This is a genomic window from Streptomyces sp. SID12501 (genome assembly GCF_010550245.1).
Lineage (GTDB): Bacteria > Actinomycetota > Actinomycetes > Streptomycetales > Streptomycetaceae > Streptomyces.
The window spans coordinates 1-537 of the sequence record NZ_JAAGLU010000383.1 but is presented as its reverse complement, the minus strand read 5'-3'; the positions used below and the strand labels follow the sequence as shown (position 1 = coordinate 537).

1 protein-coding gene and 1 pseudogene are annotated in these 537 nt (G+C 74.1%); both read left to right on the top strand.

Features of this window, described 5'->3' with window-relative positions; all coding sequences use genetic code 11:
- Positions 1 to 230, top strand: a pseudogene (locus G3I71_RS46355) (histidine phosphatase family protein); the annotation flags it as partial.
- A partial coding sequence (locus tag G3I71_RS46350; protein WP_343243296.1) for a DUF6578 domain-containing protein occupies positions 227 to 537 on the top strand: 311 nt, incomplete at its 3' end. The pseudogene G3I71_RS46355 and the gene G3I71_RS46350, both read left to right, overlap by 4 nt.

Sequence of the window (537 nt, the reverse complement as noted above, 5' to 3'; positions counted from 1 at the left end):
GCGACCTTCTGACGCTCGACGTCGACCACCTCGTGGTCGTCACGCACGGCTTCACCGCCGGGCTGCTCGTCGCGGCGTGGATCGGCATGCCCGTCGCGTCCGCCGGGCACGTCGCGTTCCCCGTGCCGTCGGGCAGCATCACGACGCTGCGCGAGGACGGGTTCTTCCACAACCGCGCGGTGGTCACCGTCGGCGACGTCGCGCACCTGGTCGGGGTGAGCGGGTCGTGAGCGTGCGGGTCTGGGTGGCGGCGTGGCAGCTGCAGTGCTGCGGCGAGGCCTTCGGGACGGGAAGCGTCGTCGACCTCGCGACGCAGCTCGTCCTGGGACGGGGGCACGACCGGCGGACCGAGCAGCTCGTGGTCGCGCTGTGCGACCGCGTCGTCGACGCGCAGGTGCCGATGCTCTCGCTGCACGGGCGACCGCTGGTCGCGCGCCGTGACCTGGCCGCCGAGACGGCAGCGGTGTTCACGCGACGCAAGGCCCGCGAGCGCCGCCGCCCCGTACGGCTCGACGCGTCGTGCACCGTGCTCGCCCT